This window comes from Ectobacillus funiculus (genome assembly GCF_004138295.1).
Classification (GTDB): Bacteria; Bacillota; Bacilli; order Bacillales; family Bacillaceae_G; genus Ectobacillus; species Ectobacillus funiculus.
Window position 1 is genome coordinate 24,724 of sequence record NZ_SCFM01000065.1, and the last position, 6,376, is coordinate 31,099.

Genomic DNA, 6,376 nt, shown 5'->3' on the forward strand with positions numbered 1-6,376 from the left:
ATCCTATTTTACACTGTAAGAAAGTATAAATTTCTAGCAGGAAGCCCATTCGACGTAGTGAGAAATTTTAGGAATACAGTATAAGTGCAACTACGCCTCTGTCTTCGCCCCAAAGGCAGGGCTCGCCAATCGGCGAGTTTTCTTTATAAATATTTCTGTATACCAAAATACAAATCCTTTCCTTTTTTGTCAGCAATATCATTGACAACCGCTGTGCAGCAGGTCGATAATCAAGAAGGAATTACAAATGCAAAAAAACGTGAATATATAAGAATAAGCATCGCATATCGTATAAGGGAAGTGTTCTTTAAATGAAAGGGTCAATGTTTTACCGCGATACATGGGTAGAGGTAAATTTGGATGCTATATATACCAATGTAGCCAACGCCAAGCATCATGTAGGGGAAGGAACTGAAGTTATCGCGGCTGTTAAGGCAAATGCCTACGGTCATGGCTACGTACCTGTAGCGAAGACGGCTTTGGAGGCGGGAGCAAGTCGGCTTGCGGTTGCATTTTTGGATGAGGCGCTTTTATTACGAAAGGAAGGCATTACAGCCCCAATTCTTGTATTAGGAGCTTCACGCCCCGAAGATGCGGCAATTGCAGCCGAGTATAACATTGCTTTAACGGTATTTCGTTCTGAATGGCTAGAGCAGGTGAAGCAAGGGAAGGATTTTTCTAGTCCGCTCTCTTTACATTTTAAGTTTGACACCGGCATGGGGCGCCTCGGTATTCAAACGGAGGAAGAATTGGCAAGCTGTCTCGGTGCTATCGAAGATTCACCTTTCTTTTTCCTGGAAGGGGCATATACACATTTTGCAACAGCAGATAGTGTGGATGTTTCCTATTTTGAAGGGCAGTATGCACGATTTTTACAGCAGTTGGAATGGATGAAGGAGCGCGATGTGCATCCACCGCTTATACATTGCGCAAACAGTGCGGCAAGCTTACGTTTTTCGCAGTGTATTTTCAATACAGTCCGCATCGGGATTGCTATGTACGGTTTGACACCATCTCCGGAAATTAATCATCTTCTTCCTTATCCGTTACAGGAAGCTTTTTCTCTGCACAGTAAAATTACGCATGTGAAGCAAGTGAAAATAGGGAGTGGCATTAGTTATGGTGCAACCTATAAAGCTAAGGAGAAGGAATGGATTGCAACTGTACCAGTCGGGTATGCAGATGGTTGGATTCGAAAAATGCAAGGATTTGAGGTTCTTGCGGATGGGCATCGTGTTCCGATCGTGGGTCGCGTTTGTATGGATCAATTTATGGTTCGCCTTCCACATGAGCTGCCTGTCGGTACAAAGATTACACTGCTCGGCAAACAAAATAGAGAATGTGTTAGCATTGACGATGCAGCTGCGCACGCAGAGACGATTAACTACGAGATTCCGTGCCTGATTAGCTTTCGAGTCCCGCGTGTCTATATAAAAAATGGTGCAGTATTCCAGACAGATAATATATTAGTCGACTCAGAAAAGTTTTAGAGCGGTGAATGTTTTTCATTTTAGATGGAAAACATAAGCAAGGAATCAGGAAGTCTTTGCAACAGAGCCCATACAATGGTATTATGAAAATAGGTGTCAATATATATCGGTGTGTGTAGTTGATGGTGGAGGTGTATTTTTGTGTCCGAATCGAGTGTAACTACTACAGAAATAGTTGTTCGTCTGCCGAAACAAATGGTAAATGAGCTAGATGGAATCGGAAAGCAAGAGAATAGAAATCGTAATGATTTAATTTGTCAAGCAACTCAATTATTATTGCGTCAACATAAGACAAAGAAACGCTATCAGCATGAGTCTATGAGACGTGGATATATTGAGATGGGTAAGATTAATCTGGGCATCGCATCTGAAGCTTTCTTAGCAGAATACGAAGCAGAGCATACAGTAGAACGCTTAGTTAGCGGGGGGTAATCCTTTGATTGTAAAGCGCGGCGACGTGTATTTTGCAGATCTTTCCCCGGTTGTTGGTTCTGAGCAAGGTGGCGTTCGTCCTGTTCTTGTTATCCAAAACGACATCGGGAACCGATTTAGCCCTACTGTCATTGTAGCAGCCATCACAGCACAAATTCAGAAAGCAAAGCTGCCGACTCATGTAGAAATTGATGCGAAGAGATACGGATTCGAGAGAGACTCCGTCATTTTGCTTGAACAAATCCGGACGATCGATAAGCAACGTTTAACGGATAAAATTACTCATTTGGATGAGGAAATGATGGACCGTGTGGACGAAGCGGTACAGATTAGTTTAGGACTGATAGATTTTTAAACCATCACGAAGCTGCTCTCTTATTGGAGCAGCTTTTTTTCATGAGTGTATTATTGTAGGAAATAAGTAGGTTATATACAATTTGTTGAATGGGAGGCGTGTTTTTTGCAAGCAGAAGCAGTAGAAGGGCGTAACGTATTCATCACAGATATTTCAAAGGAGCTTGGGATTGCAAGGAAGTATGTGGCCAGCGTTATCAATCTGACTGAAGAAGGCAATACGGTGCCATTCATTGCTCGTTATCGTAAGGAGATGACGGGGTCTTTAGACGAAGTGCAAATCCGTACCATCTTGGAGAAATGGCAGTATATCGTAAACTTGGAAGCAAGGAAAGCGGAAGTTCTTCGTCTGATTGAGGAAAAAGGAAAGCTGACCGACGAGCTTCGCCGCAATATTGAAGCGGCGACAAAGCTGCAGGAGGTAGAAGATCTATACCGTCCGTATAAGGAGAAAAGACGAACAAAAGCAGCGATTGCAAAGGAGAAGGGGTTAGAGCCATTAGCTAATTGGCTGCTGTCTTTTCCGGTGCATGGTGATGTTCTAGCGAGAGCACGGGAATATATCGACGTGGAGAAGGCTGTGCAAACAGAGGAAGAGGCACTGCAGGGCGCAAAGGATATTATTGCCGAGCAAATCTCTGATGAGGCGTCCTACCGAAAATGGATTCGTGATGCTACGTTTCGAAATGGAAGCATTTCTTCTTCGGTTAAGGATGAAGAAAAAGACGATAAAAAGGTATATGAGATGTATTATAGCTACACAGAGCCCATTCAAAAAATTGTTCCTCACCGTATCTTGGCAATGAATCGTGGTGAGAGTGAAGGGATTTTAAAGATAGCCGTGATGCCCCCGAGTGAAGAGAGTGTGCAGTATTTATATAAGCGTACGGTAACCCCTGCTTCACCAGCAGCACAATACGTGGCAGAGGCGGTAGAGGATGCTTATAAGCGCCTTATCGAACCTTCCATTGAAAGAGAGATTCGCAAGGAGTTAACAGAGCGGGCTGAGGAGCAGGCGATTCATATTTTCTCGGAGAACCTTCGTAATTTGCTGCTGCAGCCACCTATGAAAGGAAAGGTTGTTCTCGGTGTAGACCCAGCATATCGCACAGGGTGCAAACTTGCCGTTGTGGATGAGACCGGAAAGGTCATGCAAATAGGAGTGATTTACCCGCATCCACCGAAGGCAAAACCAGCGGAAGCAAGAGAAGCCTTCATTTCAATTTTACATACATATAATATTGAAGTTGTTGCAATCGGAAATGGTACAGCATCCCGTGAGACGGAACAATTTGTAGCTGATATTTTAAAAGCAATGGACCGGGATATTTTCTATATTATCGTCAATGAAGCTGGAGCAAGTGTCTACTCGGCTTCTGATGTAGCACGTGAGGAATTCCCTGAATTACAAGTGGAAGAGCGCAGTGCAGTCTCCATTGCCCGCCGTCTTCAAGATCCTTTGGCCGAACTGGTGAAAATTGATCCAAAATCGGTAGGTGTCGGGCAGTACCAGCACGATGTGTCTCAAAAGCGTTTAAGTGAGTCGCTGACATTTGTTGTGGAAACAGCGGTCAACCAGGTAGGGGTAAATGTGAATACAGCCTCTATTTCTCTTTTACAATATGTATCGGGTCTGACAAAGACGGTAGCTAAAAATATTGTAAAGCAGCGTGAAGAGAGCGGGAAATTTACAGGTCGCTCCCAGTTAAAAAAAATTCCACGCTTAGGGGCAAAAACATATGAGCAGTGCATTGGATTCTTGCGTGTTTTGGAAGGCGACAATGCCTTAGACAAGACAAGCATTCACCCTGAGCGTTATGATGATGTTACAAATCTACTGAAGCAGCTTGGATTTACAGTAAATGATTTAGGCGAGCCTCAGTTGAAGCAAGCTCTAGAGGAAGTAAACGTATCCGAGCTGTCAGAGAAAACGGGTATAGGAGAACCGACTTTACGTGATATTATTGATGCTCTCATTCGTCCAGAACGTGACTTGCGGGAGGAGTTTCAAAAGCCGCTTTTAAAGAAAGACGTTCTTCAATTAGAGGATTTAAAACGCGGTATGGAGTTAGAAGGAACTGTACGCAATGTAGTGGACTTTGGAGCATTTATTGATATCGGTGTAAAACAGGATGGGCTTGTTCATATCTCTAAACTGAAAAAGGGTTTTGTTAAGCACCCTCTTGATGTTGTTTCGGTTGGGCAAATCGTCAAGGTATGGGTGGATGGTGTAGATATGAAAAAAGGACGTGTTTCTTTGTCTATGCTGCCGCTGTCGGAATAAAACAATCGAGGGAGTGAACGAGGAACACTCCCTTGATTAACGTTGGAGTTTTTTGTAGAAAAACCAACACTCATTTAATACTCTAATTTGATAACGGTTTTTTTCAAAATAGGCGCGGCGAATTTGATTTTGCAGCCAAGTCGGCATGAATATCCCTCCTCTAAATGTAAGATAGGGCGGATATATGAAAAGTATATGCGCGGGACGAAGAGAGGGTGTTAAATAAATGAAGGAAGAAGAATTACAACATCTTGTGGAGGAGGTATCCCTCCGATACTTCAAGCTTCCATTTTGTCATAAGGCATTGTTTAATAAGCGTCTTCGTACAACTGGCGGAAGGTATTTGCTGCAAAGTCATCATATTGAGCTAAGTTATAATTATTACGAAGCGTTCGGGAAAGAGGAGCTTATTGAAGTGATTAAGCATGAGCTTTGCCATTATCATTTGCATTTGGCAGGCAAGGGGTATAAACACCGAGATGCTGATTTTCGCAGGCTGTTGGCAGAAGTTGGAGCGCCACGCTTTTGTAAAACGATTCCGGGTGCAGCCTCGAAGAGAAGGCTTTCATCATATATGTATGAATGTACATCATGCAGGCTTCAATATGCACGAAAAAGAAGAGTCGATACAAATCGGTATCGATGTGGGAAATGCAAAGGTAAGCTAGCTGAGATCAAAAAATGTGTTGACACTTAAGTTTCGATAAAGTATTATTATAAACGTGTCACAACGAAAGTGATCAAAAAATAAATTGAATTATTTATTGACATTTTATATTGAAAAATATAAAATGTAAGAAGTCTCAATAAGGCGATGGCTTTTATCGTTATCGAGATGCATTTCATTATTCCGCAATAGCTCAGCGGTAGAGCAATCGGCTGTTAACCGATAGGTCGTAGGTTCGAATCCTACTTGCGGAGCCATACAGAGAAGTACCCAAGTGGCTCAAGGGGCTCCCCTGCTAAGGGAGTAGGTCGGGTAACCGGCGCGAGGGTTCGAATCCCTTCTTCTCTGCCAGATGGCCCGTTGGTCAAGCGGTTAAGACACCGCCCTTTCACGGCGGTAACACGGGTTCGAATCCCGTACGGGTCACCAACATTATGGAGGATTAGCTCAGCTGGGAGAGCATCTGCCTTACAAGCAGAGGGTCGGCGGTTCGAGCCCGTCATCCTCCACCATATCTGGTTCCGTGGTGTAGTGGTTAACATGCCTGCCTGTCACGCAGGAGATCGCGGGTTCGATCCCCGTCGGGACCGCCACTAAAACTTCTAGCGAATAGAAGTTGTTTTTTATGGATGTGTAACATAAAGTTTCATCGATGGGCTATAGCCAAGCGGTAAGGCAACGGACTTTGACTCCGTCATTCGTTGGTTCGAATCCAGCTAGCCCAGCCATCATGAGCCATTAGCTCAGTCGGTAGAGCATCTGACTTTTAATCAGAGGGTCGAAGGTTCGAGTCCTTCATGGCTCACATTTTGCGGGTGTGGCGGAATTGGCAGACGCACCAGACTTAGGATCTGGCGCCTTTGGCGTGGGGGTTCGAGTCCCTTCACCCGCACCATTTTATTTAGACGCGGTCGTGGCGGAATAGGTAGACGCACCATCTTGAGGGGGTGGCGGGCATTGCTCGTGCGAGTTCGAGTCTCGCCGACCGCACCAAAAAAAACTTGCATTAATAAATTGAATGTGTTATTATGTAAAAGTCGCCTTCGAAAGAAGTGTGAATGACTGTATAAAACGTGCGCCCGTAGCTCAATTGGATAGAGCGTCTGACTACGGATCAGAAGGTTATGGGTTCGAGTCCTTTCGGGCGCG

General features: G+C 44.2%; 7 protein-coding genes and 10 tRNA genes. 16 read left to right on the forward strand and 1 reads right to left on the reverse strand.

Features of this window, described 5'->3' with window-relative positions:
* Nucleotides 1–186 precede the first annotated feature (186 nt).
* From EP737_RS26655 to EP737_RS23025, 5 genes are all read left to right on the forward strand, one after another.
* Complete coding sequence (locus tag EP737_RS26655) at nucleotides 187–315, forward strand: hypothetical protein (RefSeq protein WP_281278922.1); 129 nt, start codon at nucleotides 187–189, stop codon at nucleotides 313–315.
* An 8-nt stretch (nucleotides 316–323) separates the two neighbouring features.
* The gene (gene alr / locus EP737_RS23010) at nucleotides 324–1,490 is read left to right on the forward strand and encodes an alanine racemase (RefSeq protein ID WP_165350892.1); all 1,167 of its coding nucleotides are present in this window, start codon (nucleotides 324–326) and stop codon (nucleotides 1,488–1,490) included.
* A 141-nt stretch (nucleotides 1,491–1,631) separates the two neighbouring features.
* Nucleotides 1,632–1,922: a CopG family ribbon-helix-helix protein gene (locus EP737_RS23015; RefSeq protein WP_129731419.1), complete on the forward strand. Its 291-nt coding sequence runs from the start codon at nucleotides 1,632–1,634 to the stop codon at nucleotides 1,920–1,922.
* Between the two features lie 4 nt (nucleotides 1,923–1,926).
* Complete coding sequence (gene ndoA / locus EP737_RS23020; RefSeq protein ID WP_129731421.1) at nucleotides 1,927–2,277, forward strand: type II toxin-antitoxin system endoribonuclease NdoA; 351 nt, start codon at nucleotides 1,927–1,929, stop codon at nucleotides 2,275–2,277.
* Nucleotides 2,278–2,382: 105 nt separating this feature from the next.
* Nucleotides 2,383–4,560, forward strand: coding sequence for a Tex family protein (locus EP737_RS23025; protein WP_425455952.1), 2,178 nt, complete (start codon nucleotides 2,383–2,385; stop codon nucleotides 4,558–4,560).
* Between the two features lie 36 nt (nucleotides 4,561–4,596).
* Here the strand turns inward: EP737_RS23025 and cmpA are convergent, their stop codons facing one another.
* Nucleotides 4,597–4,707, reverse strand: coding sequence for a cortex morphogenetic protein CmpA (cmpA, locus tag EP737_RS23030; protein WP_129731423.1), 111 nt, complete (start codon nucleotides 4,705–4,707; stop codon nucleotides 4,597–4,599).
* 79 nt (nucleotides 4,708–4,786) lie between these two features.
* On the opposite strand from cmpA, the gene EP737_RS23035 reads away from it, so the two are divergent.
* From EP737_RS23035 to EP737_RS23085, 11 genes are all read left to right on the forward strand, one after another.
* The gene (locus tag EP737_RS23035; protein WP_129731425.1) at nucleotides 4,787–5,257 is read left to right on the forward strand and encodes a SprT family protein; all 471 of its coding nucleotides are present in this window, start codon (nucleotides 4,787–4,789) and stop codon (nucleotides 5,255–5,257) included.
* Between the two features lie 152 nt (nucleotides 5,258–5,409).
* Nucleotides 5,410–5,484, forward strand: a tRNA-Asn gene (locus EP737_RS23040).
* A gap of 3 nt (nucleotides 5,485–5,487) precedes the next feature.
* Nucleotides 5,488–5,578: transfer RNA gene (locus EP737_RS23045), tRNA-Ser, on the forward strand.
* 3 nt (nucleotides 5,579–5,581) lie between these two features.
* Nucleotides 5,582–5,656, forward strand: a tRNA-Glu gene (locus EP737_RS23050).
* Nucleotides 5,657–5,663: 7 nt separating this feature from the next.
* Nucleotides 5,664–5,739 (forward strand) — tRNA-Val (locus EP737_RS23055).
* A gap of 5 nt (nucleotides 5,740–5,744) precedes the next feature.
* Nucleotides 5,745–5,820 (forward strand) — tRNA-Asp (locus EP737_RS23060).
* Nucleotides 5,821–5,880: 60 nt separating this feature from the next.
* Nucleotides 5,881–5,955, forward strand: a tRNA-Gln gene (locus EP737_RS23065).
* A 4-nt stretch (nucleotides 5,956–5,959) separates the two neighbouring features.
* A tRNA-Lys gene (locus tag EP737_RS23070) sits at nucleotides 5,960–6,032 on the forward strand.
* Nucleotides 6,033–6,038: 6 nt separating this feature from the next.
* Nucleotides 6,039–6,122 (forward strand) — tRNA-Leu (locus EP737_RS23075).
* Nucleotides 6,123–6,134: 12 nt separating this feature from the next.
* Nucleotides 6,135–6,220, forward strand: a tRNA-Leu gene (locus tag EP737_RS23080).
* Between the two features lie 82 nt (nucleotides 6,221–6,302).
* Nucleotides 6,303–6,376, forward strand: a tRNA-Arg gene (locus EP737_RS23085).